Source organism: Pseudomonas sp. GM17 (assembly GCF_000282175.2).
In the GTDB taxonomy this organism is placed as follows: Bacteria; Pseudomonadota; Gammaproteobacteria; order Pseudomonadales; family Pseudomonadaceae; genus Aquipseudomonas; species Aquipseudomonas chlororaphis.
Genome location: NZ_CP124732.1, coordinates 1,509,502 through 1,535,928 on the forward strand (window position 1 = coordinate 1,509,502; position 26,427 = coordinate 1,535,928).

Consider the following 26,427-nt stretch of genomic DNA (forward strand, 5'->3'; position numbering starts at 1 on the left):
CCGATGCAGCATTGGATTCTATTGGCTTGGCTGGGGCTGTGCGCGGTGCAGGATATCCGCCAGCGTCATCTCGCCAACGGCTTGACCCTGGGGGGCGCGCTGCTGGCGCTGGGGTACTTGCTGTGGGCCGGCAACACCTGGCTGGGCGCCGACGCGGTGCAGGGGGGCAAGGCGCTGTTGCTGGCGTTGCTGCTGACCGTGCCGGGCTATGTGCTGGGCCGGATGGGCGGCGGCGACGTGAAGCTCCTGGCGGCACTGGGGCTGGCATCCGACCCCCTGCACCTGCTGGGTACCTTCATCGGTGCCGCGTTGGCCAGCGGCCTATGGTGGTTGCTCGCGCCCAGGCTGTTGCCCGCGGCCGACCAACCGCTGGCAAGGTCCTTGCGATACCTCGATCCGCGGCAGGGGCAAAAGTACGCCTTTGCCCCTTTCGTCCTGGTCGGCATGGCCCTGACCCTGCTGTGGGCCCACTAGTCGTGCCGCCTATCTCTATGTACATAGTCGGAAAGTAGTCTACGTTTATTCTGTACCTGCCCGAAGTAGACGCGGCAGGGCAGGAACATTCGTCTTGGGCTTGCCAGGCATGGAGTTGCGCGTGAACAAGCTTATATCCCGCATCAAAGTACTCGTGGTCGACGACCAGCCGTTGATAGTCGAAGAGCTTTGCGAGTTTCTTGAAGGCAGCGGTTATCGCTGCGTCCCTTGTGAGTCCAGCCGCCAGGCGATCCAGCAGTTCAATGAAGATGCCGAAATCGGCCTGGTACTGTGCGACCTGCACATGCCCGATCTCGATGGCATCCAGTTGGTGCAGGAGCTGCAGCGTATCGCCGGCAAGCATCGGGTCTTCGAGGCCATCATGCTCACCGGCCAGGCCGACAAGCAGGATGTGATCAAGGCCTTGCGCGCCGGCATCGCCGATTACTACCAGAAACCGATCGACCTCGATGAGCTGCTGGCCGGTCTGCAACGCCAGGAGGAAGCGTTGCAGGAGCGGCAGAAAAACCTGCAGCTGGGGCACCTGAACCAGAAGCTGCAGTTCCTTTCCGAATCCATTGACGATCTTTACCAGGATCTGGACAAAGTACGTCGCGCGCCACTCGCGCCACCGACGACGCAGGTGTCGGACCAAGGCGGCGGCGAGGCGGAGCAGATCGAAATCCCGGCGATCTTCAATCAGCTGTCGCCCCGGCAACTGGATGTGGCCCGCCTGGTAGGCAAGGGGCAGACCAACTACCAGATCGCCTGTGAACTGGGGATCACGGAAAACACCGTGAAGCTCTACGTGTCCCAGGTGCTGCGCCTGACCCATATGCACAACCGCACCCAGCTGGCATTGGCGCTGGCACCGAGCAACTCGGGGTTGCGCCAGCGCGTGACCGCCCACTGATTACTCCCCATGTGCAGCACCCCCCGACGGTCGCGAGGGTGTGCTGCGCATGCAGGCCGCTGCATCCTTCTATTGGTGGGCGAAAGCCCGGGCAATGGCGCTGACGCCAGGGCCGGCCAGGACGATCAGTAACGCCGGAAAGAGAAACAGCATCATCACGACGGACATTTTCGCCGACATCTTCGAGATGTATTCCTGCAGGCGCGTCAGGCGCCGCTCATCGAGCAGCAGCTTGAGCGACTGCAACGACTTCATCGCCCCACCGCCCTGGTAAATCAGCTGTTGCAGGATCACGCAGGTGTCGGTGAACTCATCGACGGCCAGCAGCCGCGCGGACTTGTTCAGTTCGTCCCCCAGTTCCAGGCCGGAATCCACCCGGGCCAGCACCATGCGCAATTCCTGGGTCAGGGCCGGCAGCAGTTTCTGCGCGTCCTTGCTCAACACCCGCAGGGCCTGTTCCACCGCCATGCCTGACTCGAACAGGATGCGCACCAGGGGAATGAAGGTGGAGATATCGACCGCCAGTTGTTTCTGCCGCCTGCTGGCGGCCATGGCCAACAGACGCTTGGGCAACAGGTAACCGAGGCTCAGGGCGAACAGCGGGGCGACCCAGTGGTTTTTCGCCGCCGGGAAAAACACTGCCTGGATCACCAGGGTCAGGCCCAGGGCGAGAATCGGTGCGCCGATCTGGCAGGCGGCGAACAGCGAGCGTTGCCGCGCGCTGCGCCAGCCCAGGCGGTTGAGCAGCAACTGGGTTTCATTGTCGAGCCTGACCGCGTGCTGGCCAACCTTGCTGTCGCCCAGCACGTGCAGCCAGTTGCCGAGAGTGTTGTCGCGCGCCAGGTGCCCCTGCAGGCGCTCGGTCACCTGGCGCGTTCGCCGACGCTGTTCCAGCAAGCTGCCCAGCACCAGCAGCATGGCCGCGAGAAACAACAGTGCACTGATCAGCAAGGCCGTCATGTCAAACACTCCGCAGCATGCGCCACAGCAGCGCGCAGCCGATGACCTGCAAACCGAAGGCGGCCAGCAGCATCATCCGGCCGCCGCTCTGGTTCCACATGCTCATCAGGTAGGTCGGGTTGGCTATCAGGAAATAGCCGGCCAATGACACCGGCAGGGCCGCGAGGACCATCGCCGTGATACGGGTTTCGCCGGTCATCGCGCGCAGTTGCCGGGCGGCCTGGTCGCGTTCGCGGATCAGCTTGATCAGGTTTTCCAGCAGCTCGCTGGCATTGCCGCCATAGCGGTGGTTGACCTTGAGCCCCAGGGCGAACAGGCGCAGTTCATCGCGCTCGTACAGTTCGGCGAAGTCCGCCACCGCATCCGGCAGGTTGACCCCCAGCTGCACATTGCGCTGGACCCGGCCCATGGCGTGCTGCAACGGATTGTCGGCGGCCTCGATGCCGCCCAGCACCGCGTCGGCCAGGGTGCGTCCCGACTTGAGGCTGCGCACGGCATGGTCGAGCAATGGCGGCAGCTGTTCGATCATGCGCTTGAGGCGCCGCCGGTACAGCCAGCTGATATACAGGCGCAGCAGCACAGGCGGTGCGACGAGCAGGGCGAGCAGCCCCGGCCACTTGCCCAGCCCATACCCGAGCATGCAGCCCAGGGCCCAGACCACCAGCCATAGCCCCAGGCGTTCGGTGGGACGACCGAGGCCCGCGCGCAGAAAGGCCCTTTCGAGCCGGTTCCACGAGGTCTTTTCCTCGCTTGGTTGCGGTTGCCCCTGGGCCAGGCGGTCGAGCACCCGGGCGGTGCGGGCCTGGCGCAGACCGCTGTAGAACATCCAGCCCGACAGCCCCAGCAGGGTCAGGCACAGGAGGGCAAGCAGCACGGGACCTAACATGCGGTGGCGCTCCCTGGCTCAGTTGACGGGCAGGTCGGCGTCGCGTCGCAGCTTGTCGCCAGCGGGGTTGGCCGCTTCGCGCAGAAAGCCGAAACCGCTACGTCGGTTCAGACGGAACAGGGTGTTGGTGACGTAGGTGTTTTCGCGTACGCCGACCACTTCCACCACTTCGCTGACGCAGCGCCGGCCATCGGGCAGACGCGTCAGTTGAATCACCACGTCCAGGGCCGCGCAGATCATCTGCCGCAGGGTGCGTTCGGCCACCTGGCGCCCGGTCAGGCCCACCAGGGTTTCCAGGCGCAGCAGGGCATCCTGGGCATTGTTGGCGTGCACGGTGCTCATGGAACCGTCGTGGCCGGTGTTCATCGCCGTCAGCACATCGAGCACTTCGACGCCACGGATCTCGCCGAGGATGATCCGGTCCGGGCGCATGCGCAGGGCGTTGCGGATCAGGTCGCTGGCCTTGACCTCGCCATGGCCTTCGGCGTTCGGCGGACGGGTTTCCAGGCGCACCACATGGGGATGGCCCAGTTGCAGTTCGGCCACGTCCTCGATGGTCACCAGCCGTTCGTGAGGGTTGATCAACTGGCTGAGGATATTCAGCAGGGTGGTCTTGCCGGTGCCGGTGCCGCCGCTGATCAGGATGTTGCAACGCTTGCCCACGGCCTCCTGGACGAATTCGAAGATTGCCTGGTCGATGGTCTGCATGGCCATCAGGTCGCTGCTCTTGAGCATGTCCTTGCGGAACTTGCGGATCGACAGGCAAGGGCCATCGAGGGCGATCGGCGGGATGATCGCGTTGACCCGGCTGCCGTCGGGCATCCGTGCATCGACCATGGGCGAAGACTCGTCGAGGCGTCGGCCCAGGGGCGCGAGGATGCGTTGCATGACCCGCTCCACATGGTGCGCGTCGATGAAACGCAGGTCGCTCTGGTGCAGCACGCCATTGCGCTCGACGAACACCCGGTGCGGGCCGTTGACCAGGATCTCGGTCACCGCCGGATCGCGCAGCAAGACTTCCAGTGGGCCGAAACCGGTGAGCTCGTCCACCAGTTCTTCGGCCAGGCGCTCCATTTCATAGCGGGAGATCGCCAGGTGCAGGCGCGAGATGTATTCGGCCACCTTGTCGGTAATGAAGTGCGCCAGAGCCTGGCGCGAACCTTCCAACAGGTTTTTCCCCGACTCTTCGATGGCGTCGATGACGTAGCGATGCAGCACCAGTTTCAAACCCTCGTGATCGGTGTTGCCGACCGGGCTGTGGGGCTGGGCGCCGAAAAGTTTTTCTCTGCTCATCGACTTCCCCTGAGGCGCTCGAACCAGCCGGGCTTCACCGTGGGCAGCCCTTGGGAGCGTCTGGCCAGGCGCTCGCCGAGGACCTTCAGGGCTTGGGTCAGGCCTTCGCGGGGGGCCAGTTCGAACAGCGTGACGCCCTGGTTTTTCGCGTTGAGGCGTACCTCGGGGCTATAGGCCAGGACCGCGATCACTTCCAGGGCAAAGGTCTTGCCCAGGGTTTCCGCATCCGGAGCGACCCCGCGCAGGTAGCGGTCGACCAGCAGGCGGGCGTGTTCCAGCTTCATGCCTTTTTCGCGCCAGAGGTTGAGCACCGCTAGGTTGCGGCGGCAGTCGAGCACGCTCTGGTCGGTGTACCAGAGCAACTTGTCGCAATGGCCGACGAAGGTGCGCAGGGCTTCGCTGTCCGGTTGTCCGGTGAGGTTCACCACGATGTGCTGGAAGTGCTGGCGCAGGGCGCTGAGCAGCATGTACAACTCGGCGGCGCTGGTGCGCTCCAGCGGCTCGTCATGGCCGGCATAGGCCAGGATCCGCAGCCCGGCTTCAGTGCTGGTGAAGGCACTGTCGATCAGGGTCGCATCCAGGCGCCGCAGATGGCGCAAGGCATCGCCGAAGTGGAACGAGCTTTCCAGCCCCAGCAGCGCCAGGCTGTCGCCGCGCGGCAGGCCGAGGTCGAGCAACAGCGTCTGCTGGCCGCTCTTCTGCACCACCAGCGCCAGATGGCTGGCGAGCAGGGCGCCATCGGCATCGCTCTGGGTGCCGTAGAGCACGGTCAGGCCGCCGAGCTGGGTGCTCGGCGTGACCTGGGGCAGGCGTTTGCTCAGGCGCCGTACCAGGCCGGCCACTTCGCTGGAGCGCGAGCCGTAGGCCACGAAGTCGCGGGCCCCGGCGCGCATGGCGTTGAGTACCAGTTGGTTGTCCATGCCGTCGCCCAGGGCGACGATGGCCAGCATCGGCTTGGCCTCCAGCGCGCCCTCGATCAACGCCGACTGGGTGACCACATGCTCGCGATCGAGACCGACGAAGACCAGGCTGGCGAATGTCACATCCACCAGCGCCAGCAATTCGTCGAGGCTGCCGCTGCCAGCGCTGACCACCTGCCCGAGTGGCGCCAGGGCGCCTTGCAGCCATTCCAGGTCGGTGCCGTTGCGGGTGATCGCGAGGAAGGTCTGGCTCAGGTTCTGACTCATTGCGATAGCCCACTGCGTTGATTGAAGTTGCGGTTTTCCAGGGAGTACCCGTTCGGGTCGTGCGTACGCAGCGGGGCGTCGCCCCCGGCAGGTACACCGCTCGACATCAGGGGTCGGATCAGGCCTTTGAACAGGGGCTGGGAATCATTGGACATGAAGAGGTGTCCTTGCATGATCAGGGTGTTTGTTGGCTCGCTTCGATGCCGCGTATGACTTCTATCTGGGCGCGACGCGATGTGGCGTCGAACGTTCTGACGGTGGAGGGGGAGGGTGTGGACAGGGCCAACTGGTTGAACTGGATCAAGGATCTGTCGGCGTTTTGCAGATGCTTCGACGCGCTTTTTTCGCCGGCCCAGTAATGTGCCAGGCGCTTCTCGTCGGCGCTGCGTACCGCCAGGCGCAGAACGCCGGCTTGAGCCGCGAGCATCAAGCGGCTCAGCAAGGGTTCCGGGACAGCCAGCAACACGCTGCGCGCGTTCAGGCGACGCTGATCCTGTTTGAGTTTTTCCTCGGCACTGGCGGGCGGCGAGCCCGGCTTGCCATCGTTGGTCAGGCCCAGTTGCTCGCCAATGCCCAGCACCCGCAGGGCCGGCACCACGACCTGGGCCGAGGGCAGCAGGTTGTTGCTGTCCTGGCGCAGGAACAGCAGCACATCGACGTAGTCGCCAGGGCTCAGTTGCCCGCTGGCGCCGATGACTTCGTCTACCGCGACGGCCAGGGCGCGCTCGTCGGCACGGATCATGCGGGCCACGCTGCCCCCGGCTTCGAAGCTTTCCTCGCTCAGCCAGGTCCCCGCCGGCAACGCCCGCCATGGCGTGCGTCCGATGACTTGATCGAGGCTTTTGAGGCTGCCGGCGGGCGCGGTGCGCAGCCGCTCCAGCGTGACATCGCCGGCCTTGATGGGAACGAACGGAGGTATGTCGCGTACCAGCACCGCGACGGGCTGGCGAGTCGCATCTTCGGCGGAAGCAGTGACGGTTTGCACGGCGTCGGGGGAAGGCTGCGCTACAGGTTGCGCTGCGGGCCGGCGACTCAATGCCAGGCCCCAGTAACCGGCAATGAGAGCCCCCACCAGAAACACCCCAGCCAACCCCATAGTGATACGACTGTTCATGACGGCTCTCCCTTTCCCGCTGCATTACCGACTCGCACATCCAATGAGTCAATTTCGCAATCAGGCAGCTATGAACAAGCAACTATTTCGCTATTTGAAGGTAGAACAGCTGCAACAAAACGCCATTACTGTCGAGAAAATAACTTGGCTCATCCGTGCCCTGTCCGATGTCGCGTTTTTTTTTGACGTCAAAGAGACGAGCTAATACTTAATGATTAATTCGTTCTTACAGTTGTTGGCTGGAAGTTTGTTGACAATGCTGTGGTGGCACAGGGGAATCATGTTGCAACGCTGCAACACCCGATGCATTGAGGAGAAACTAGATGTTCTTCATTCTCGCTACCCAATGGATCACCCTTCTGGCCTCCCGGCTCCTGCGTTTCCTCAAGAATAACGAGGGCGCGTCAGGGATCGAGTACGCGCTTATCGCCGGTATGGTGGCCGTGGCCATCGCGGCATTTGTACCTGATATTTCGCTCGCTATCACTGGCACCTTCGAGACTCTGAAATTGGCGTTAGAAGGCGAACCTCCGGCTGAATAAGTTGTAATACGGGCCCTCAAGGCTTTACGAGGCGTCGATACCCTCAGTACGCAGTCACTTTCAGGTATTGCCCATGAGCTCCTCTTCGTTTCCACGCCAGCAGCTTCTTCTCGTGGACGATGAAGAGGACGCTCTGCTCGAGCTCGCCGAATTGCTCGAAGGTGAAGGCTTCTGCTGCTTCACCGCGACCTCGGTCAAGCTCGCCCTGGCCCATCTCACTCAACACCCGGACATCGCGCTGGTCATCACCGACCTGCGCATGCCGGAGGAGAGTGGCCTGTCGCTGATCAGGCGCCTGCGCGATCACACCTCCCGCCAGCACCTGCCGGTGATCGTCACCTCGGGGCATGCCGACATGGATGACGTCAGCGACCTGCTGCGCCTGCAAGTGCTGGACCTGTTCCGCAAACCCATCTATCACGTGCGCCTGCTGGAAACCCTGAACACCCTGTTCCCGCTGCCACGTATCCATCTGGTCAATCCCTGAACCTTCGCGCTCCTCCCGATGCCCGGTTTTCGTCGCCGTCGGTGTGATTTTTCGATGGTGTCATAATGATGGCTCCTGTACATTTGCCGCCGCTTGTCCGGGCGTTTGCCGACAAGCCGGTAGGGATGCCTGAAAGACACCGGCGCGCCTGCTGAAACCTGTCGTCCGCGTTTCTGGAAGGGATATCCCCATTGAATACTTCATTCCTGCGCCGCTCGCTGCTGGCGCTGTCTGTGGCCGCCGCCGTGCCCCATGCGCCATCGTCGATGGCGGCGGACCTGAACTACGACCTCGGTGGCGGTGCCTTGAACAGCACGCTGCAGACCTTCGACAATGTGCGGTTGAGCGGGACGTCGCAGAACACTGGCGCCGATTTCAGGGGGTTGACGGTCCAGGGCGGTTTTATCAATGACGGGGCGGTCAATTTCAGCAGCGGCTCGACCCAGGCCGGGTTGTTCTTCGCTTCTCAGGCGTCGACCGCTTCGACCTTTACCGGCGACTTCATCAACCGCGGTTCGGTCCGGATCGACGGCCTTGATGCGTCTGCCTTGCCGAGCGGTATCCTGCATTCCGGCAGCCGCATCGGTGGCAACCTGATCAACGAAGGCGATATTTCCGTGTCGGCCACGGGGGCCGCGGGCCTGGATCTCTATCAGTCGAATATCACTGGCCAGGTGCTCAACAAGGGGACGATTGCGGTCAGGGGGGATGACGCCCATGGCCTGCTGGTACTTTCCAGGCTGTCCAATATCGACAACAGTGGGACGATCAGCGCCCGTGGGCAGAACGCCAAGGGCATCGAAATTGAAAACGCTGTCCTCTCTGGATTTGCCCGCAGCCATATCAACAACAGTGGCACGATTTCGGCTGATGGCATTGGCATCCATATAATCAGCCTGGCCAATAACCCGTCTTCTTTTTCCATCGTCCAGACCGCTGGTCTTATCGAGGGCGGTACCGCAGCGATTCAGGACGATCACCAGCGTACTTTTTTCTACTGGGACGGGGGGCAGGTCAAAGGCGATCTGCTCGGGCTTTTCGGTGTGCTGGCTGGTGGTGAGGTGAGCTTCGATGGCTCGACCATTCGGGCCTTGTATGTGGATATCGATGACGCTCGCCTGACCCTGTTACGTCCGCAAACCACCATCGATGGTGGGCTCGACCTGGACTCTTCGACCGCCATCTTGCGCTTGTTGCTGGACAACGATACCAACCCGACGACGCCGATCCTGAAGGTCACGGGCTCTACTTATTTCGGCGAAGGCAGCCGCATTGAACTGGCGGCGCGCTCCAGCAATTTTCGCACCGGAGCCGATGGCACACGCTACACCCTGATCAACACCGGCACTTGGGAAGAGCCGCAGAACGCCAATGTGGTGTCGTCGTCCGCGTTACTGGAAGTCAAAAGCTTCGGCATCGAAGGCAATGACCTGAAGGCGCTGGTCACCACCAAGAACCCTGCGGTGGTCGAGGAGAACATCATCCAGGCGGACGGCTCGCAAAACGCCGCGAACGCCATCAAGCCGTTGTCGAACAGCCTGATGACACGGCTCGATGAAAACGATCCGGTGTTTCGCGCCTTTGCCAGCGCCTCCTCGGATGCCGAGCTGGCCAGGCTCTCCGAGACCCTGGGCCCGGACGTCAGCCGTGGGGTGATTCATGCCGCCACCAGCGGCCAGAATCTGGTCAGCAACGTGATCACCAACCGCTCCAGCAGCGCTCGCAATGGTTTGTCTTCGGGCGACGTGTTGGCCGAGAAGGGCGTGTGGCTCCAGGCGCTGTCCAGTGACGCCGACCAGGACAGCCGCAAGGGTGTCGAGGGTTATGACGCCAACAGCCACGGGATTGCCGTGGGTGCCGACGGCCAGCTCAACGCCGATACCACACTGGGCCTGGCCTACAGCTACCTGGACAGCGACGTGAAGTCTTCCTCTGGCAACAAGACCGATGTCACCGGCCATGCCCTGACCCTGTATGGCGACTGGACCCACGACAACTTCTTCGTCGACGCTTCGTTGATGTACGGCTGGAACGACAACGAGTCCAAACGCTACGTCGCCGGCACCCGCGCCAAAGGCGATTACGACAGTGAAATCTTCGGCGTCAATGCCCTGGCCGGCTACAGCCTGCGCCTTGACCGGCACCTGCTGCTCGAACCGCAGGTCGGTGCCCGTTACGCCAACGTGATGATCGATTCGTACCGCGAAAAAGGCAGCTCGGCGGCCTTGAATGTCGCCAGCCAGCGTTATGAAGTGGGCGAGCTGGGCATTGGCGCGCGCCTGGCCGCCGCGTTCGATCTGGGCCGGGGCAGCCTGGAGCCGGAAGCCAGGGTCATGGCCTGGCACGACTTCATCGCTGACAAGGCCAACACCACCTCGACCTTTGTCCTGGGGGGCACGCCATTCACCACCAGCGGCGCATCGCCGGTACGCGACAGTTATGAAACGAGCCTGGGCACGACCTATCGCGTCGGTGCCTGGAGTCTGGGCGGTTCGTACAACTATCTGACCAAGACCGACTTCTCTGCTGACACCTTCACCGCCAAGGTGCGCTACGACTTCTGATGCTCGCCTGAACACAACGACCCGCCTTGGAGCGGGTCGTTTTCGTTTGGCTTGAGGGGCTTTTTACAGCTGGTAGCTGAAACTCAGGGTGTAGCGCGGGCGCCGGTTGTGGGTGTCCAGGGCTTCATCGGACATTGGCTTGGCCGCTTCGAGGGAGATGTTGTAGTACTTGGCGTCGCCAAAGCGCAGGCCGACGGCGGCCGATGACAGGTCGTTGCCCTGGACCGGCAGTTCGTTGAACCAGGTCCGCGAGCGATCCAGCACCACGTACGGCTGGAGGATTCGCAGCCAGCGGTCTTCGCGATTGAAGCTGTAGTTCACCTCGTAGGCCGCGCCCCAGCCCTTGTCGCCGGACGCCTGGTCGTCGGGGTAGCCACGGCCGAAGTTCTGCCCGCCGAACACCGCGCGCTCGCTGTCGGGCAGGTTGTCGCGGCTCCAGTACAGGGCCGCCGACAGCACTCCTTGCCAGTTGTCGAAGAACTTGTCGCTCTGCACGCCGGACAGGCGCACGCGGAAGAAGTCCAGGTCGTACAGGTTGTCGTTGGTCTTCGCGCCCAGGGCGTCCAGCCCCTGGTACACCCCGGCACTGAGAATCCTTAGTTGGCGTGCATTGGCCTTGCGCCAGTCGCCCTCGAAGGCCAGGGCGCGAATGTCGGTTTTCAGTTCGACGCTCTGCGGATAACCCACCACTTGATAGCGGGTCTTGTCGTTGACCGCATACAGGCGCGAACCCAGGATCAGCAGCTCGTTGGGCGCGGCGATGACCGGGTGGCTCAAGCCTATGGAGTAGCGATCGTTCTCCCGATGGGGCTTGAGTTCGAGGCCGTTGTCGAGCCGAACATTGGTCCCCGGGTCGGCGCGGTAGCGCGTGCCGTACAGGCTCAGCTGGGTGCCTTCGTCATTGAGAAACTGGTTGTAGTCCAGGCGGTAGTAGTGCTCGTGATCGTCCCCCGGCGGGAACAGACCGCTGAGGGTTACCTGCTCGCCCATGGAGGTCTGCGAGTTGCTGCTGACCGCCAGCAGGGCTTGCAGGCCATTGCGGTTGTCGTCGGTGGTGCTGAGGCTGCTGGTGAACGGTTTGCGGCTGGCCTGGGCAATCAGGTAGGCCGCGCCGTCGGTGGTTCCCGGTGGCGGCACCTGGGCTTGCAGGGTGACCCCGGGAATGCGGCTCATCAGGGTGGTGTAGTGCTCGAAGGTCTTGCGGGTCAGCGGCCGTTCGGCCTTGAGTTTTGCCACCAGTTTGTCGAGGTAGGCCGAGACCGGGCCGATATCGCCCTGCAGCTGGTAGTCCTTGATGTAGCCCTCCACCAGGACTACGCGCACGGTGCCCTGGTCGAAGCTCTGTTGCGGCAGGAACGCATAGGACAACAGATAGCCGTCCTGCTGGTAGCGGCGGGTGATTTCCCGGGTGGCTTCGATCAGTTGCCCCAGGGTGCTTGCATGGCCGATCAGCGGCTTGTAGATCTCTGCCAGCTCGCTCAGCGGATAGAGGGTGCCGCCCTCGATCTGCACGGTGCTGACGTTGACTGTGGTGCCCATCATCAGGGGCTGGGCCTGGGGTTCAGTGGGGGGCGCCAGTTTGGGCGCCGGGGTCGTGGGGCGGTAGGCGTCGGCCGGCAGGTTGGGCACCGGCAGGTTGCGGATGGTTTCGTTGCTATTGAGAAAGCTGGGAAGGTTTTCGGCGTGGACGTATGAGCAAAGCGAGACTAACAGCAAGGGAGCCAAAGCGCGCATAGGACACTCCATGGTCAAGTCGCAGCAACGCGAGAGGTACTTCAGTCGGCGGCGCTTGTCAGGGTCTTGGCCTTGATCAAGGACTGCAACCGTCATGCTCCAGGCAAGAAAAAGACGAGAGACTCAATCGAATCCCTCGTCTCCAACCAAGCGTAGGCGCTGTAGGTAGGGCCGTCGAATCGGCCAGGTGCAAAACGCTTATCGGGTGCCGCTCAAGGTTCCGGTCAGCCCGCCGAGCACGCCACCGAGGCTGCCCGTGGTGCCGCCGGTGGTGCCACCGTCGACCAGGGTCCCGACCGAGGTGACCGTGGCCCCCAGGGTGTTCACGGTCTGGCCGACGGTGCTCACCACAGGGTTGGGGGCGCTGGCGGTGAGGGTGGTGCCTACCGTGCTGACGGCGCCTCCTACCTGGGTGAGCAGGCCGGCGATGGGGGTGCCGGTGCCGGTCGTGGCGCCCACTTGCTGGGTCAGGCCGGTGACGGTCGTGGTGACCGGGTTCAACGCTGCGCCGACCGTGGCGCCGACACCGGCCAGTGGCGCAGTGGCGCCGACATTGGCCACACCCGTGCCGCCCAGGGCTCCGCCCACCGAGGCTACGACGTTGCCGACCGAGGCTGTGCTTACCCCTGTGGCGCTGACCAGGGTGTTGGTGTTGCCGGCATTCAAGCCGGTACCCAGGTTGACCACCGCACCGCCGACGGTTTCCAGCAGGCCGGCGCCGCCAATGGTTCCCCCGCCGGTGCTCGGGGCGGTCGTCAGGTTGCTGGTGTTGCCGATGGTGGTGGCGACATTGTTCAGGGTGCCGCCCAGGGTATTGGTCAGCGTGTTGCCACTGCCCGTGGCGGTGACTTTGTCGCCCAGGCCGTCGACGGTCGTTGCCACCTTGTCGATCAGGCCGCCGACCGGAGCGCTCAGGCCCGTGGAGCTGACCACCTTGCCGGTCAGGCCTTCTGCCAGGGTGACGACCGGCACCAGCAGGTTGTTGCCCACCTTGTCTGTCACGGTCCCCAGGGGGCCGCTACTGGTCACGGTGGTGAGTGTGTCGCCGAGCATGCTGACCTTGTCGCCGACGCCGTCGAGTACCGGTGCCACCCGGGTGACCACGCCGCCCACCAGGGGAATGCTGCTGGTGCTGGTGGCCAGCTTGCCGCTGATGTCCGAGACGCCATCGCCGACGTCCGACACCACGTTGCCGACTATGGCCGTGGTCTTGCTCAAGGCCTGTGGGTCGCTGCCCAGTTGGCCGAGGCCATTGGTCAGGCCATCGCCTACGGTGTCGACCACATTACCGGAGGTGTTTACCGCGCTTTGCAGTACCCCGCCGACTACCGGAAGCGGAGCCAGCGCGCTGCTGAGGGTGCTGACACCGTCGCCGACGCCGCTGATGGTGCTGCCGAGGTCGGACACCAGGGTCGAGGTGACCAACGGGGTAGTGGTGGGGGTTGTCGGGTCGGTCGGATCCGTTGGGTTGGTCGGATCGGTGCCGCCACCGGTCCCGCCACCAGTACCTCCGGTCCCGCCAGTACCTCCCGTCCCTGCAGTGCCGCCGCCGATTCCGCCTGTACCATCAGTGCCGCCATCGATTCCGCCGGTACCGCCTGTACCTGCGGTGCCGCCACCGGTGCCGCCGGCACCGCCCGAACCATCGCCGGAGCCGCCAGAGCCACTGTCGGTACCTGCCGCGCTGTCGGGCGAGGAGCTGCCGGAGCTGCTCTTGTGGCCGCCACCGCCGCTGCTGCAACCGGTCAGGCCGAGGGCCAGGATCAGGGCCAGTGCTGTGCTTGTTTTCAACCAGACTTGAGTTTTCATGAGTGAGATTCCTTGCACCTGTTACAACGTTTTGTTGTTTTCGATAACTCCCCAGTTCTGTTGCTGGAGATGTTTTCGTCCGTAGTCGCTATAAAAGGTCCAAGTGCTTTTTTTCACCATTCTCAACTTGGTATTAACAACTTATATATCGGCTGTTTTTGCTCCTGCGGAGGGACTAATGCCAAAGGTGTGGCAAACGAATTTATTTTTTAAAAGATGTTATTAATCAGTATGTTGTGATTTTGAATTGAAAATTATCAGGGTGCTTTAACGAAAGTTATATATATACAATTAATTGCCTGTCGACCCCGCCACGGATTTGGCGTCAACTTGCCTTATAATCCGCGGCCTGGCTTTTTTTCTGGAGAAACTTTATGCCTGCCCCTGTCTGGTGGCTGCTTTGCCTGCCGGTGATTGCCGGTGCTTTTTTACCCCTGCAAGCGGGAATCAACGGCCAATTGGCCAAGCAGGTTTCCAGCGTGCTGGCGGCGGCGCTGATCTCGTTTTTTGTCGGCACCGTGGCCTTGCTGGTCCTGGCCATGGCCCAGCGCGAAGTGCCCGGCCTGACGGCCTTGAAAAGCCTGACTTGGTGGCACTGGTGCGGCGGTCTGCTGGGGGCGTTTTTCATTGCCACCGCGGCCTTCGCCGGGCCACGGATCGGCGCCATGCTGTTCATGGCCCTGGTGCTGGCCGGGCAGTTGGGCATGGCCCTGGCGCTGGACCATTTCGGCTGGGCGGGGTTTCGCGAGGCACCCATCAGCCTCGGCAAGATTGCCGGGCTGGTGCTGATCCTGGCGGGAGTGTTCCTGATTCGTCGCGGTTGAGGCGGGCTCAGGCCAGCGGCTGCCAGTGCCCGCTCATATGTTCCAGGTCGCCCGCGCCGGTCAGGCGCAGGTCACCGCTCGAGCCCGCGGCGCTTGCCAGCAGGCACACCTCGCTGGGCAGGCGCACCGGCTTTCGGAAGTCCACGGCAATCTCGATAGGGGCCGCCGGCAAATGCTCGCTCAACGCAGCCAGAGTCCGCGCCTTGTTCCACAGGCCGTGGGCGATGGCCTGGGGGAAGCCGAATATTCGGGCGCTGATGGCGCTCAGGTGAATCGGGTTGTAGTCGCCGGACACCCGGGCGTAACGCCGGCCGATGTCGGCGGGGGCTTGCCAGCGCGTCAGCTCGCTGAGGCTGGCCTCGGCCGACGGCTCTTCGGCCGGTGCTTCGCCCGGCAGTTGCACACCCCGACAGAGCATCCGGCTTTGTGCTTCCCACAGCGGTCCCAGGGCGTCGTCGACGTAGGTCAACAGATCGAAAACCGCGCCTTTGGCATGGGGCTGCACGTTGTCCGCACGCACCCCGATGCTCAAGTTGCCGACCCCACCCATGGGGCGTAGCACGCGAATGCGGTTGGCCAGATGGATCAGCCCCAGCAGTGGAAAGGGGAAGTCCCTGGCGGTCAGTAATTGCATCTGCAGGGCGAACGCCAGCACATGGGGGTAGGTCGGCGGCAGCAGGCCGTTCTCGGTAAAGCCGCAGACCTGGCGATAGGCCGCAAGCTTCGCCGGTTGCACGCTCACCTGGCGGCGCAGGCCATATTCAGGCAGCTCGGTGCCGGTGATCTTGCGGCGGATCGCGGCCTTCCAGTACAGCTCGGGCAGGTCCGGCGGAGTATCCAACTCATGCCATTGCAGGCTCATGTTCACGCTCCCAATACGCTTTGCCCACAGACTCGCAGCGCTTGCCCGCTGACCGCGCCACTGCCCGGCTGGGCGAGCCAGGCCACGGCTTCGGCGACGTCCTGCGGCAGGCCGCCTTGCCCCAGCGAACTCATGCGCCGCCCGGCCTCGCGCAGGGCGAACGGAATGTGCGCGGTCATCTGGGTTTCGATAAAGCCCGGGGCCACGGCGTTGATGCTGATGCCGCGCTCTTGCAACAGCGGGGCCCAGGACTGGGCCAGGCCGATCAGCCCGGCCTTGCTCGCCGCATAGTTGGTCTGCCCGCGATTGCCGGCGATACCGCTGATGGACGCCAGCAGGATCAGCCGACCATTGTCGTGCAGGCAGCCGCTGTCCAGCAGGGCCTTGGTCAGCATCTGCGGCGCGTTGAGGTTGACCGCCAGCACCGCGTCCCAGAATTCCGGGGTCATGTTGGCCAGGGTCTTGTCGCGGGTGATGCCGGCGTTGTGCACCACGATGTCGATGCCGTCCGGCAACTGTTCCACCAGTCGGGTCGCGGCGTCTTCGGCGCAGATATCCAGGGTGATCGCGTGGCCGCCCAGGCGCGCGGCCAGGGCTTCGAGGTCGGTCTTGGCGGCGGGCACGTCCAGCAGCACCACCTGGGCGCCATCCCGGGCCAGGGTCTCGGCGATCGAGGCGCCGATGCCGCGCGCCGCGCCGGTGACCAGGGCCCGTGCGCCGGCCAAGGGCCGGGTCCAGTCCTGGACCTGGGTGGCGCAGGGGGTCAGGCGGATCGCCTGGCCGGAGATGTAAGCGCTTTTCGGCGAGAGGAAGAAGCGCAGCGCGCCTTCCAGCTGGCTTTCGGCACCCTCACCGACGTACAGCAATTGCAGGGTGGCACCGCTGCGCAGCTCCTTGGCCAGCGAGCGGCTGAAACCCTCCAGGGCGCGTTGGGCGCTGGCGGCGAACGGATCGCCGAGGGTTTCCGGGGCGCGGCCGAGAATCACTAGGTGCGCGCTGGGTTCGAGGTTCTTCATCAGCGGCTGGAAAAATTCGCGCAACTGCTTGAGCTGGTCGGTCTGCAGGAGGCCGCTGGCGTCGAACACCACGGCCTTGAGCTTGGGGCCGTGGCCGGGAATCCAGGCGGTGGCGAGGGTCGGATCGGTGCCGTAGCTGTAGATGCTCTCGGTCAGCCGCGGGGCGATGGCGCCGATCTGCTGGGTCAGCGGGCCGCCGCCGATCAGCAGCGCCCCCTCGACCGGGCGCATGCGGCCGGCCTGCCAGCGCTCCAGACGTACCGGCGACGGCAGGCCAAGGGCCCCGACCAGGCGGTGGCCGATGGACGAGTTGGCGAAGTCGATGTAACGATCTGACATGGAACACGCTCCAGGAACTGAGGTTCAAAGTGTGGACCACGAGGGGCCTTTGGTCGTTCGGTCCATGACAAACAACCTACGCTTGTCGGTTGTGCCACTCACAGAATAGGGATCTTTCCATGACTCAGCTGCGTCGTGTTGCGATTATCGGCGGCAACCGTATCCCCTTTGCCCGTTCCAACGGGCCTTACGCCACCGCGAGCAACCAGGCCATGCTTACCGCGGCCCTGGAAGGCCTGATCGAGCGCTACCGCCTGCACGGCCTGCGCTTGGGCGAAGTGGCCGCTGGCGCGGTGCTCAAGCATTCCCGGGATTTCAACCTGACCCGCGAATGCGTGCTCGGCTCGCGGCTGTCGCCGACCACCCCGGCCTACGATATCCAGCAAGCCTGCGGCACCGGCCTGGAAGCGGCGTTGCTGGTGGCCAACAAGATCGCCCTGGGGCAGATCGAATGCGGCATCGCCGGCGGCGTCGATACCACCTCGGACGCGCCGATCGGGGTCAACGAGGGGCTGCGCAAGATCCTGCTGCAAGCCAACCGCGGCAAGACCCTGGGCGACAAGCTCCTGACCTTCCTGCAACTGCGCCCCCGGCACCTCAAGCCGGAACTGCCGCGCAATGGCGAACCGCGGACCGGCTTGTCCATGGGCCAGCACTGCGAGCGGATGGCGCAAACCTGGAACATTCCCCGCGACGAGCAGGATCAGTTGGCGTTGGAGAGCCATCAGAAAATGGCCGCCGCCTATGCCGAGGGTTGGCACGACGACCTGATGACCCCCTTCCTCGGTCTGACCCGCGACAACAACCTGCGCCCGGACCTGACCCTGGAAAAGCTGGCGTCCTTGAAGCCGGTGTTCGAACGCAGCGACAAAGGCACCCTGACCGCGGGCAACTCCACGCCGTTGACCGATGGCGCGTCCCTGGTGCTGCTGGGCAGTGAGGAATGGGCGAAGGAGCGTGGCTTGCCGATCCTCGCCTATCTGCGCGACGGCGAAGCGGCGGCGGTGGATTTCGTCCACGGCGCGGAAGGGCTGCTGATGGCACCGGTCTATGCGGTGCCGCGCTTGCTGGCCCGTAATGGCCTGAGGCTGCAGGACTTCGATTACTACGAAATCCATGAGGCCTTTGCCGCGCAGGTGCTGTGCACGCTCAAGGCCTGGGAGGACGCAGACTACTGCAAGACCCGCCTGGGGCTGGATGCGCCCTTGGGTTCCATCGACCGCAGCCGGCTGAATGTCAAAGGCAGCTCGCTGGCCGCCGGGCATCCGTTCGCCGCCACCGGCGGGCGCATTGTCGCCAACCTGGCGAAGCTGCTGGAGGTGGCGGGGCAGGGGCGTGGCCTGATTTCGATCTGCGCCGCCGGTGGCCAGGGCGTGACGGCGATTGTCGAGCGCTGAGGGGCCAGGTGTTTGCGCAGTGGCGGCCCCCTGTAGGAGCGAGCTTGCTCGCGATCGAGCGCGAAGCGCTCGCCAGCTTCTGTCACATCTACCCCGGCCTGTAGTAACGGGCAGCCGCCGAGCACTGGGCTATGATCCTGGTCGGTCGAGCCTGTCGACATGACGGGTTGACCTGGCACATTGAGTGCATTGGCACTGTCGTAGGTCGGTAACCTCTCCCCGTGGTGCGAGGATTGCCGTATAACGAGTGACATTCGCGTGTTTGGTAATAAAGGACCCCTGATAAAAGCTGATGAAGACTCCAAAACGCATTGAACCCCTGATCGAGGACGGTCTGGTCGACGAGGTGCTGCGCCCACTCATGAGTGGTAAAGAAGCAGCTGTTTATGTGGTGCGCTGCGGCAACGAATTACGTTGCGCCAAGGTTTACAAGGAGGCGAACAAACGAAGTTTTCGTCAGGCGGCCGAGTATCAGGAAGGCCGCAAGGTGCGCAACAGCCGTCAGGCTCGCGCGATGGCCAAGGGGTCCAAGTTCGGGCGCAAGGAGACCGAGGACGCCTGGCAGAACGCCGAAGTGGCGGCCCTGTTCCGCCTGGCCAACGCCGGGGTGCGGGTGCCCAAGCCGTTCGACTTCCTCGAAGGCGTGCTGCTGATGGAGCTGGTGGCGGATGAATACGGCGATGCTGCGCCACGCCTGAACGACGTGGTGCTGGAGCCGGATCAGGCCCGCGAATATCACGCCTTCCTGATTTCCCAGATCGTGCTGATGCTGTGTACCGGCCTGGTGCACGGTGACCTGTCCGAGTTCAACGTGCTGCTGACCCCCGACGGCCCGGTGATCATCGACCTGCCCCAGGCGGTGGATGCGGCGGGCAACAACCACGCCTTCAGCATGCTGGAGCGGGATGTCGGCAACATGGCGTCCTACTTCGGGCGTTTCGCCCCGGAGCTCAAGCGTACCCGCTACGCCAAGGAGATGTGGGCCCTGTACGAAGCCGGCACCCTGCACCCGGCCAGCGTCCTGACCGGCGAGTTCGACGATCCGGAAGAACTGGCGGATGTCGGCGGCGTGCTGCGGGAGATCGAGGCGGCGCGCCTGGACGAGGAACGGCGCCAGGCCATGCGCATGGCCGACGACGCGCCACCGGCCAAGTCCGAGGAACCACCGCCCCCGCCCTGGATGCAGTGATTCACGGGCACAAAAAATCCGGCAATAGCCGGATTTTTTGTGCCCGTGAATCACGTAGCCGCTGCCGATAGGCTGCGATCGACTGCGAAGCAGGCGCTGCTCTTGAAACCGCCAGAAGGGCCTTCGGCCCTTGTCGCAGCCTGCGGCAGCGGCTACAGGTCATGGGGGCGTGCAGCATCCGCCGGAGGCCAGGTCCTTGAGAATCGGGCAATCCGGGCGATGGTCGCCGTGGCAGTGCTGCACCAGGTCCTGCAGGGTGTCGCGCAGCCCGGCCAGCTCGGCGATTTTCCGGTTGAGCTCGTCGATATGCTGGCGGGCCAGGGCTTTGACATCGGCGCTGGCGCGCTGGCGGTCCTGCCACAGGGTCAGCAGCTTGCCCACTTCCTCCAGGGAAAACCCCAGGTCCCGCGAGCGCTTGATAAAGGCCAGGCTGTGCAGGTCGTCGTCACCGTACAGGCGGTAGCCGCTGTCGCTGCGATGGGCCGGCCGGAGCAGGCCGATGGACTCGTAGTAGCGGATCATCTTGGCGCTCAGGCCGCTCTTGCGGGCTGCTTGGCCGATGTTCATCGGGCGTCCTCCAGGTCGTTGGGTTTCCAGGTTTTCAACAGCAGCGCATTGCTCACCACGCTGACGCTGGACAGCGCCATGGCCGCCCCGGCCAGCACCGGGTTGAGCAGGCCGAACGCCGCCAACGGAATACCGATGAGGTTGTAGACGAAGGCCCAGAACAGGTTCTGGCGGATCTTCGCATAGGTCTTGCGGCTGATCTCCAGGGCCGCCGGCACCAGGCGCGGGTCGCCGCGCATCAGGGTGATCCCCGCCGCGTGCATCGCCACATCGGTACCGCCGCCCATGGCGATGCCGATATCGGCGGCGGCCAGGGCCGGAGCGTCGTTGATGCCGTCGCCGACCATCGCCACCACGCCGGTCTTTTTCAGTTCGGCGACCGTGGCGGCCTTGTCGGCGGGCAGCACTTCGGCGTGCACGTCGGTAATGCCCAGGGCCTCGGCGACCACCTTGGCGCTGCCGCGGTTGTCGCCGGTCAGCAGGTGGCTGCCGATATGACGTGCACTCAGTTGCTGCACCGCTTGCAGGGCGCCGGGCTTGAGGGTGTCGCCAAAGGCGAACAGGCCCAGTACCCGTGGTTGCGGCTGTTGTTCGATCAGCCAGGACAGGGTGCGGCCTTCGGTTTCCCAGGCCTGGGCCGAGGCCGCCAGGTCGCCGGCCTGCAGGCCGCTTTCTTCCAGCAGGCGCCGGTTGCCCAGGGCCAGTTGGCGGCCGTCCAGGGTGCCGGCGATGCCGCGGCCGGTCAGGGACTGGCTGGCGCTGACGTCGGCTACCGCCAGCTGGCGTTCGGCGCACAGGTCGAGAACCGCCTTGGCCAGCGGGTGTTCGCTGCCGCGTTGCAGGGCGCCGGCCAGTTGCAGCAGGCGGTCTCCGTCGCCGTCGACCGCGTCCAGGTGGGCGATGCGTGGCGTGCCGGAGGTCAGGGTGCCGGTCTTGTCGAAGACCACCGTGCTGACTTCATGGGCGCGCTCCAGGGCTTCGGCGTCCTTGATCAGGATTCCGTGGCGGGCGGCGACGCCGGTGCCGGCCATGATCGCGGTCGGCGTGGCCAGCCCCAGCGCGCAGGGGCAGGCGATGACCAGCACCGCGACCGCATTGATCAGCGCGGTTTCCAGCGGCGCGCCATACAGCCACCAGCCGACCAGCGTCGCCAGGGCCAGCACCAGCACCGCCGGCACGAACACCTGGCTGACCCGGTCCACCAGTTTCTGGATCGGTGCCTTGCCGGCCTGGGCGTCCTCCACCAGGCGGATGATGCGCGCCAGCACGGTTTCCGCGCCGAGGGCCAGGGTCCGCACCAGCAGCCGGCCTTCGCCGTTGATGGCGCCGCCGGTGACCGGGTCGCCGGGCTGTTTCGGCACCGGCAGGCTTTCACCGCTGATCAGGGCTTCGTCGGCATGGCTCTGGCCTTCGACCACTTCGCCGTCCACCGGGAAGCGCTCGCCGGGCTTGACCAGCACCAGGTCGTTCAGGCGCAGGGCGCTGATCGCCACTTCCTGCTCACGGCCATCGACGACCTGGATCGCCCGTTCCGGGCGCAAGGCTTCGAGGGCGCGGATGGCGCTGGCGGTCTGGCGCTTGGCGCGGCTTTCCAGGTACTTGCCCAGCAGCACCAGGGCGATGACCACGGCCGAGGCCTCGAAGTACAGGTGCGGCATGCCGCCGGCGGGGGTGATGGCCCATTGGTAGAGGCTCAAGCCGTAACCGGCGCTGGTGCCCAGGGCCACCAGCAGGTCCATGTTGCCGGCGCCGGCGCGCACGGCTTTCCAGGCGGCGACATAAAAACGCGCACCGAAGATGAATTGCACCGGCGTGGCCAGGACGAACTGCGCCCAGGCCGGGAGCATCCAGTGCAGGCCAAAGGGTTGCACCACCATGGGCAGTACCAGCGGCAGGGCCAGCAGGATCGCCAGCACCAGGGACCAGCGTTCGTGCCGCAGGCGTTGTTCCTGATCGTCGCGCTCGGGGTGTTCGGCCTGCCACAGGGTGGCGGAGTAGCCGGCCTTGCTGACGGCGGCGATCAAGTCGGCGCTATCGACCTGGCCCAGCAGATCGATGTGCGCGCGTTCGTTGGCCAGGTTGACGCTGACCCGGGTGACCCCGGCCACCTTGGCCAGCGCGCGTTCCACGCGACCGACGCAGGAGGCGCAGGTCATGCCGCCGATGTTCAGCTCCAGGCTGTGGGCCGGCACGCTGTAGCCGGCATCCTGCACCGCGGCCATCAACGCCGGCAGGCTGTCGCTGGGCGCCTGGACACGGGCCTGTTCGGTGGCGAGGTTGACGCTGACGGCCGCGGCGCCCGCGACCTTGCTCAAGGCGCGTTCCACGCGTCCGGCGCAGCTGGCGCAGGTCATGCCGGCAATCGGCAGGTCAAAAGTGGTTGATTCGGACATCACTGACACTCCCTGTAAACGGTGGTCTACAGGATCAACCTTGCCATGTTGGCAAGGTCAAGCGCCATGGTGTGGGGTGCTTCAATCTGTCTCGGGGGTAGCGCCCGGATCGTCGCCCGTGCCGGTTCCGGGGAGGAACAGGGCGCAGGCGACGACCCGCGGCCTCAGTATCCCAGGCCGGTGCGCTGGAGGAGCAGGCCCGACGGGCTCATGGCGATGCGGAACTTCAGTACGTCGCCGGCCTTGAGGCTGATGTCCTGGGAGCCTGGCGCGAGCATGCCCGGGTTGCAGCCCGGCATCTGCCCCGGCAGCAGTTTCAGGCGCAGCGAGACTTTGCCCGGCGGCAGGTTGAAGGACGTGGCCTGTTCCTGGAACAGCCGGCCCGCCAACTGGTCCTCGATGTACAGGCCGATTTCGCAGGACGTGGCGACTTCCAGGCGTTCCCGGGAAATGATCAGGACGCCGTAGTCCTCACCGGCGGCGTTGACCGAAGGGGATGCCGCGATCAGGCCGAGGAGGCTGAACAGGCTGATAACCGACCAGCGCATGGCTGAATCTCCTAGTGTCGTGTCGTTGAGGGGTGAAGCTTGGCCGAGCGCGTCGCCGATTGCCAGCCCGGCAGATGCATCCGGAACTTGACCTTGCCATGATGGCAAGGTCGAGACTGGCGACAACCCTCACTACAGGAGAAGCGTCATGCAAGTGTTCAATGTCGAAGGAATGTCCTGCGGTCACTGCGTCCGGGCCATCACCCAGGCAGTGCAGAGCAAGGATCCGGCGGCCAGCGTCAAGGTCGATCTCGGGGCCAGGGAAGTGGGTGTGGAAAGTCGCTTGTCCGCCGACGAGGTGATCAGCCTGATCAGCGAAGAAGGCTATGCGGTCAAGCTGGCCTGAGTGGATTTAGCCGGTCTTTTTAATAGTTAGCGACCTATCGGAATGTTCAAGGCCTCCAAGCGCGGATAAACTGTCGGGCTGCCGACCGACCCGCACCTGGATGCCTGATGAACCTTCGCACAATCCTGATTCTCGGCGCCCTGAGCGCCTTCGGTCCTCTGGCCATCGATTTCTATCTGCCGGCGTTCCCGGCGATGGCGCTGGCCTTTGGCACCGATGAAAAACACGTTCAGCTGACCCTGGCGGCCTACTTCCTCGGCCTGTCCATCGGCCAGCTGGCCTACGGCCCGGTGGCCGACCGCTTCGGCCGGCGCATCCCGTTGCTGGTCGGGGTGGGGCTGTTCACCCTGGCGTCCCTGGCCTGTGCCTACGCGCCGAACCTGGAATGGCTGATCGGCGCGCGGTTCGTCCAGGCCCTGGGCGGCTGCGCGGGCATGGTGATTTCCCGGGCGGTGGTCAGCGACAAGTGCGACGCGGTGGGGTCGGCCAAGGTGTTTTCCCAGCTGATGCTGGTCATGGGCCTGGCGCCGATCCTGGCGCCGATGCTCGGCGGCCTGCTGGTGAATCTCTACGGCTGGCAGTCGATCTTCATCATGCTGACCCTGTTCAGCGCCCTGGCCGGCCTGGCGGTAGCCCTGGGCTTGCCGGAAAGCCTGCCGGCCCATGTGCCGCGCCAGCCGTTGTCCGGGGCCTTGCGCCAATACGGTCGGTTGCTGGCTGACCGGGTGTTCCTCGGCCATGCCCTGACCGGGGGCATCGCCATCGCCGGGATGTTCGCCTACATCGCCGGTTCGCCTTTTGTCTTCATCAAGCTCTATGGCGTGCCGGCCGAGCATTTCGGCTGGTTCTTCGGGATCAACGCCGGCGGCTTTATCCTGGTGGCGCAGATCAATGCGCGGTTGCTGGCCAAGCGTGGCCCGGCGTTCCTGCTGGCACGCACAGTGTGGATCTACCTGTTGGGTGGCCTGGCCTTGCTCGCCGTCAGTTCGCTGCACCCGGCACAACTCTGGCCGCTGCTGGCGCCGCTGTTCATTTGTATCGCCAGCCTGGGCTGCATCCTTCCCAATGCCTCGGCCTGCGCCATGAACGGTCAGGGCGCGCGGGCCGGCAGTGCCTCGGCGATGCTCGGCTGCCTGCAGTTCAGTGTGGCGGCCGGCGCCGCGGCGTTGGTGGGCGTGCTGCACGATGGCAGCGCCGTGCCGATGGCAACGGTCATCAGCCTGTGTGGGATTCTGGTGGTGACGCTGGCGATGGTCACCCGCAAATTGCAGAACGCCAGGGCGCTGCAAGCCGCCCAGCTGTAATCAGCCGGCGGCGCGCTGTTGGCTTTCGGGGAATCGGTGGGGGGCTTGCAGACGCGTTTCCAGCGTATTGGCGAAGGCTCGGGCTTCGGCCTCGCTGCGGAAAGTCACCGCATGCTGGTCGAGTTGAACCTGCCATTGGGTGCCTTTGGATTTTGCCAATTCTTTTATCAGGATCTTCATTGCTGACCTCCTAGCGTAAAAGACTGCATTGCAAAGGCCCCCAGTGTAGACCCGAATACGGTCACAAGTATGACAAGGATCAACTGTCGGACTGACGGCATCCTGCCCCTTTTTAGCGCAGGCAGGACGCCGTCCGCTCCGGCCTCAGAAGCCTTCGAGCACGATCTTGCCCTTGGCCTTGCCGCTTTCCAGCAACGCGTGAGCGCGCCGCAGGTTGGTCGCGTTGATCGTGCCGAAGTGCTCGCCCAGGGTGGTCTTCAAGGTGCCGGCGTCGATCAGCTCGGCGACGCGATTGAGCAGCTTGTGCTGCTCCTGCATGTCCGCGGTTTCGAACAGCGAGCGGGTGTACATGAACTCCCAGTGCAGCGACAGGCTCTTGCGCTTGAGCTTGGTCACGTCGAGGGTTTTCGGATCGTCGATCAGCGCCAGCCGGCCCTGGGGCGCGAGGGCCTCGACCAACTCGTCCAGGTGCGTATCGGTCTGGGTCAGGCTGGCGACATGGGTGACGCTGGCCTGGCCGGCTTTTTTCAGTTCCTGGCTCAACGGCTGGCTATGGTCGATCACCAGGTCGGCGCCCAGCTCGCGTACCCAACCCTGGGTTTCGGCGCGCGAGGCGCTGCCGATGACCTTGAGCCCGGTGAGCTGGCTGGCCAGTTGGGTGAGGATTGAACCGACGCCGCCGGCCGCGCCGACGATCAACAGGCTCTGCTGCCGATCGGTCTGGCCTTCGGCGATCTGCAGGCGTTCGAACAATAGTTCCCAGGCGGTGATCGCGGTCAGCGGCAGGGCGGCGGCTTCGGCGAAGCCCAGGCTCTTGGGCATATGGCCGACGATGCGTTCGTCGACCACGTGCAATTCGCTGTTGCCACCGGCGCGGGCGATCGAGCCGGCGTAGAACACCTTGTCGCCGGCCTTGAACAGGCTGACGTCGCTGCCCACCGCCTTGACCACCCCGGCCACGTCCCAGCCCAGCACCTTGGCGGCACCACCTTCAGGCTGGACGTTCTGGCGGACCTTGGTGTCCACCGGGTTGACCGAGATGGCTTTGACTTCCACCAGCAGGTCGCGGGGGCCGGCGAGCGGCTCCGGCAGTTCGATGTCTTGCAGGGATAGCGGATCGTCGATCGGCAGGGAGGCGTAGTAGGCGATGGCTTTCATGGTGGGTTTTCCTGATGAAGATGAAGGTTGGGTCAGAGGAGCAGCAGGCGCTTGAGCTCGAAATGCTCGATCGCCTCGCGGGTCTGGCTGAGAAAATGCTGGAAGTGCGCCGTGGCGTTGTGAAATTCCAGGGCCGCCTCGTCGTCCCAGCGCTCCAGTACATAAAAGGTGCCTGGGGCTTCGGCGTCCTGATGCAGGTTGTAAAACTGGCAGCCGGCTTCTTCACGGCTCGGTTGCACCAGGGCGCTGAGTTCGCGCTTGAGCACGGCCTGCTGGCCGCTCTTGGCGACAAGGGTGGCGATGGCGGTAAAGGCTTGCGACATAGGGAGTTCCTTCAAAGG

The 26,427-nt window shown here is 64.4% G+C and carries 26 protein-coding genes; 10 read left to right on the plus strand and 16 right to left on the minus strand.

Annotated elements, in window-relative coordinates; all coding sequences use genetic code 11:
• The first annotated feature begins 3 nt into the window (after positions 1-3).
• Together PMI20_RS06720 and PMI20_RS06725 are read left to right on the plus strand one after the other, a co-directional pair.
• Entirely contained in the window at positions 4-474 is a 471-nt protein-coding gene (locus tag PMI20_RS06720; protein WP_007928692.1) for a prepilin peptidase, read from the plus strand.
• A gap of 121 nt (positions 475-595) precedes the next feature.
• A complete protein-coding gene (locus PMI20_RS06725) occupies positions 596-1,387 on the plus strand; it encodes a response regulator transcription factor (protein ID WP_037035308.1) in 792 nt (263 codons plus the stop codon).
• Positions 1,388-1,456: 69 nt separating this feature from the next.
• Here the strand turns inward: PMI20_RS06725 and PMI20_RS06730 are convergent, their stop codons facing one another.
• Genes PMI20_RS06730 through cpaB form a run of 6 tightly spaced genes read right to left on the minus strand, consistent with a single transcriptional unit; the run spans position 1,457 to position 6,827 of the window.
• A complete protein-coding gene (locus PMI20_RS06730) occupies positions 1,457-2,347 on the minus strand; it encodes a type II secretion system F family protein (RefSeq protein ID WP_007928696.1) in 891 nt (296 codons plus the stop codon).
• Between the two features lies 1 nt (position 2,348).
• Positions 2,349-3,233 carry a type II secretion system F family protein gene (locus PMI20_RS06735; protein ID WP_007928699.1) on the minus strand — a complete coding sequence of 295 codons (885 nt, stop codon included), beginning with the start codon at positions 3,231-3,233 and terminating at the stop codon, positions 2,349-2,351.
• A gap of 18 nt (positions 3,234-3,251) precedes the next feature.
• A complete protein-coding gene (locus PMI20_RS06740; protein ID WP_007928701.1) occupies positions 3,252-4,526 on the minus strand; it encodes a TadA family conjugal transfer-associated ATPase in 1,275 nt (424 codons plus the stop codon).
• Positions 4,523-5,713 carry a CpaE/TadZ family protein gene (locus PMI20_RS06745; protein ID WP_007928703.1) on the minus strand — a complete coding sequence of 397 codons (1,191 nt, stop codon included), beginning with the start codon at positions 5,711-5,713 and terminating at the stop codon, positions 4,523-4,525. The genes PMI20_RS06740 and PMI20_RS06745 overlap by 4 nt, the downstream gene beginning before the upstream one ends.
• Entirely contained in the window at positions 5,710-5,868 is a 159-nt protein-coding gene (locus tag PMI20_RS06750; protein ID WP_007928705.1) for a hypothetical protein, read from the minus strand. The genes PMI20_RS06745 and PMI20_RS06750 overlap by 4 nt, the downstream gene beginning before the upstream one ends.
• 20 nt (positions 5,869-5,888) lie before the next feature.
• Positions 5,889-6,827, minus strand: a complete 939-nt coding sequence (gene cpaB, locus PMI20_RS06755) for a Flp pilus assembly protein CpaB (protein WP_007928707.1) — start codon at positions 6,825-6,827, stop codon at positions 5,889-5,891.
• A gap of 323 nt (positions 6,828-7,150) precedes the next feature.
• Between cpaB and PMI20_RS06760 the strand changes: the two genes are divergently transcribed.
• The 3 genes from PMI20_RS06760 to PMI20_RS06770 all read left to right on the plus strand — a co-directional run bounded on the left by PMI20_RS06760 (position 7,151) and on the right by PMI20_RS06770 (position 10,420).
• On the plus strand, positions 7,151-7,369 hold the full coding sequence (locus tag PMI20_RS06760; protein ID WP_007928712.1) for a Flp family type IVb pilin: 219 nt from the start codon (positions 7,151-7,153) through the stop codon (positions 7,367-7,369).
• A 73-nt stretch (positions 7,370-7,442) separates the two neighbouring features.
• Positions 7,443-7,856, plus strand: coding sequence for a response regulator (locus PMI20_RS06765; protein ID WP_007928714.1), 414 nt, complete (start codon positions 7,443-7,445; stop codon positions 7,854-7,856).
• Between the two features lie 191 nt (positions 7,857-8,047).
• Entirely contained in the window at positions 8,048-10,420 is a 2,373-nt protein-coding gene (locus PMI20_RS06770; protein ID WP_007928716.1) for an autotransporter family protein, read from the plus strand.
• A 63-nt stretch (positions 10,421-10,483) separates the two neighbouring features.
• Here the strand turns inward: PMI20_RS06770 and PMI20_RS06775 are convergent, their stop codons facing one another.
• Both PMI20_RS06775 and PMI20_RS06780 read right to left on the minus strand, forming a co-directional pair.
• Positions 10,484-12,154 (minus strand): ShlB/FhaC/HecB family hemolysin secretion/activation protein, encoded by a 1,671-nt coding sequence (locus tag PMI20_RS06775; RefSeq protein WP_007928718.1) that lies wholly within the window; start codon positions 12,152-12,154, stop codon positions 10,484-10,486.
• Positions 12,155-12,352: 198 nt separating this feature from the next.
• Positions 12,353-13,963, minus strand: coding sequence for a collagen-like triple helix repeat-containing protein (locus tag PMI20_RS06780; protein ID WP_007928719.1), 1,611 nt, complete (start codon positions 13,961-13,963; stop codon positions 12,353-12,355).
• Between the two features lie 374 nt (positions 13,964-14,337).
• Between PMI20_RS06780 and PMI20_RS06785 the strand changes: the two genes are divergently transcribed.
• Positions 14,338-14,787: a DMT family transporter gene (locus PMI20_RS06785; protein ID WP_007928728.1), complete on the plus strand. Its 450-nt coding sequence runs from the start codon at positions 14,338-14,340 to the stop codon at positions 14,785-14,787.
• Positions 14,788-14,794: 7 nt separating this feature from the next.
• Here PMI20_RS06785 and PMI20_RS06790 read toward each other — a convergent pair whose 3' ends face one another.
• Positions 14,795-15,649 carry a MaoC family dehydratase gene (locus PMI20_RS06790; RefSeq protein WP_007928730.1) on the minus strand — a complete coding sequence of 285 codons (855 nt, stop codon included), beginning with the start codon at positions 15,647-15,649 and terminating at the stop codon, positions 14,795-14,797.
• Between the two features lie 2 nt (positions 15,650-15,651).
• Positions 15,652-17,004, minus strand: coding sequence for a 3-oxoacyl-ACP reductase (locus PMI20_RS06795; protein WP_007928732.1), 1,353 nt, complete (start codon positions 17,002-17,004; stop codon positions 15,652-15,654).
• 119 nt (positions 17,005-17,123) lie between these two features.
• On the opposite strand from PMI20_RS06795, the gene PMI20_RS06800 reads away from it, so the two are divergent.
• Positions 17,124-18,401 carry an acetyl-CoA C-acetyltransferase gene (locus tag PMI20_RS06800; protein WP_007928733.1) on the plus strand — a complete coding sequence of 426 codons (1,278 nt, stop codon included), beginning with the start codon at positions 17,124-17,126 and terminating at the stop codon, positions 18,399-18,401.
• A gap of 292 nt (positions 18,402-18,693) precedes the next feature.
• Positions 18,694-19,590, plus strand: a complete 897-nt coding sequence (locus PMI20_RS06805; RefSeq protein WP_007928734.1) for a PA4780 family RIO1-like protein kinase — start codon at positions 18,694-18,696, stop codon at positions 19,588-19,590.
• Between the two features lie 159 nt (positions 19,591-19,749).
• Here PMI20_RS06805 and cueR read toward each other — a convergent pair whose 3' ends face one another.
• From cueR to PMI20_RS06820, 3 genes are all read right to left on the minus strand, one after another.
• Entirely contained in the window at positions 19,750-20,157 is a 408-nt protein-coding gene (gene cueR / locus PMI20_RS06810) for a Cu(I)-responsive transcriptional regulator (protein WP_053259511.1), read from the minus strand.
• Positions 20,154-22,550 (minus strand): heavy metal translocating P-type ATPase, encoded by a 2,397-nt coding sequence (locus PMI20_RS06815; RefSeq protein WP_007923290.1) that lies wholly within the window; start codon positions 22,548-22,550, stop codon positions 20,154-20,156. The genes cueR and PMI20_RS06815 overlap by 4 nt, the downstream gene beginning before the upstream one ends.
• Positions 22,551-22,714: 164 nt before the next feature.
• Entirely contained in the window at positions 22,715-23,098 is a 384-nt protein-coding gene (locus PMI20_RS06820; protein ID WP_007923289.1) for a hypothetical protein, read from the minus strand.
• 148 nt (positions 23,099-23,246) lie between these two features.
• Here PMI20_RS06820 and PMI20_RS06825 point away from each other — a divergent pair, with 148 nt between their 5' ends.
• A complete protein-coding gene (locus PMI20_RS06825) occupies positions 23,247-23,444 on the plus strand; it encodes a heavy-metal-associated domain-containing protein (protein ID WP_007923288.1) in 198 nt (65 codons plus the stop codon).
• Between the two features lie 107 nt (positions 23,445-23,551).
• Complete coding sequence (locus tag PMI20_RS06830; protein ID WP_007923287.1) at positions 23,552-24,748, plus strand: multidrug effflux MFS transporter; 1,197 nt, start codon at positions 23,552-23,554, stop codon at positions 24,746-24,748.
• Here the strand turns inward: PMI20_RS06830 and PMI20_RS06835 are convergent, their stop codons facing one another.
• The 3 genes from PMI20_RS06835 to PMI20_RS06845 form a co-directional block, all read right to left on the minus strand.
• The gene (locus PMI20_RS06835; RefSeq protein WP_007923286.1) at positions 24,749-24,928 is read right to left on the minus strand and encodes a hypothetical protein; all 180 of its coding nucleotides are present in this window, start codon (positions 24,926-24,928) and stop codon (positions 24,749-24,751) included.
• Positions 24,929-25,072: 144 nt separating this feature from the next.
• Positions 25,073-26,086, minus strand: a complete 1,014-nt coding sequence (locus PMI20_RS06840) for a zinc-binding alcohol dehydrogenase family protein (RefSeq protein WP_007923285.1) — start codon at positions 26,084-26,086, stop codon at positions 25,073-25,075.
• A 32-nt stretch (positions 26,087-26,118) separates the two neighbouring features.
• Positions 26,119-26,409, minus strand: a complete 291-nt coding sequence (locus PMI20_RS06845; RefSeq protein ID WP_007923283.1) for a putative quinol monooxygenase — start codon at positions 26,407-26,409, stop codon at positions 26,119-26,121.
• Positions 26,410-26,427 lie beyond the last annotated feature (18 nt).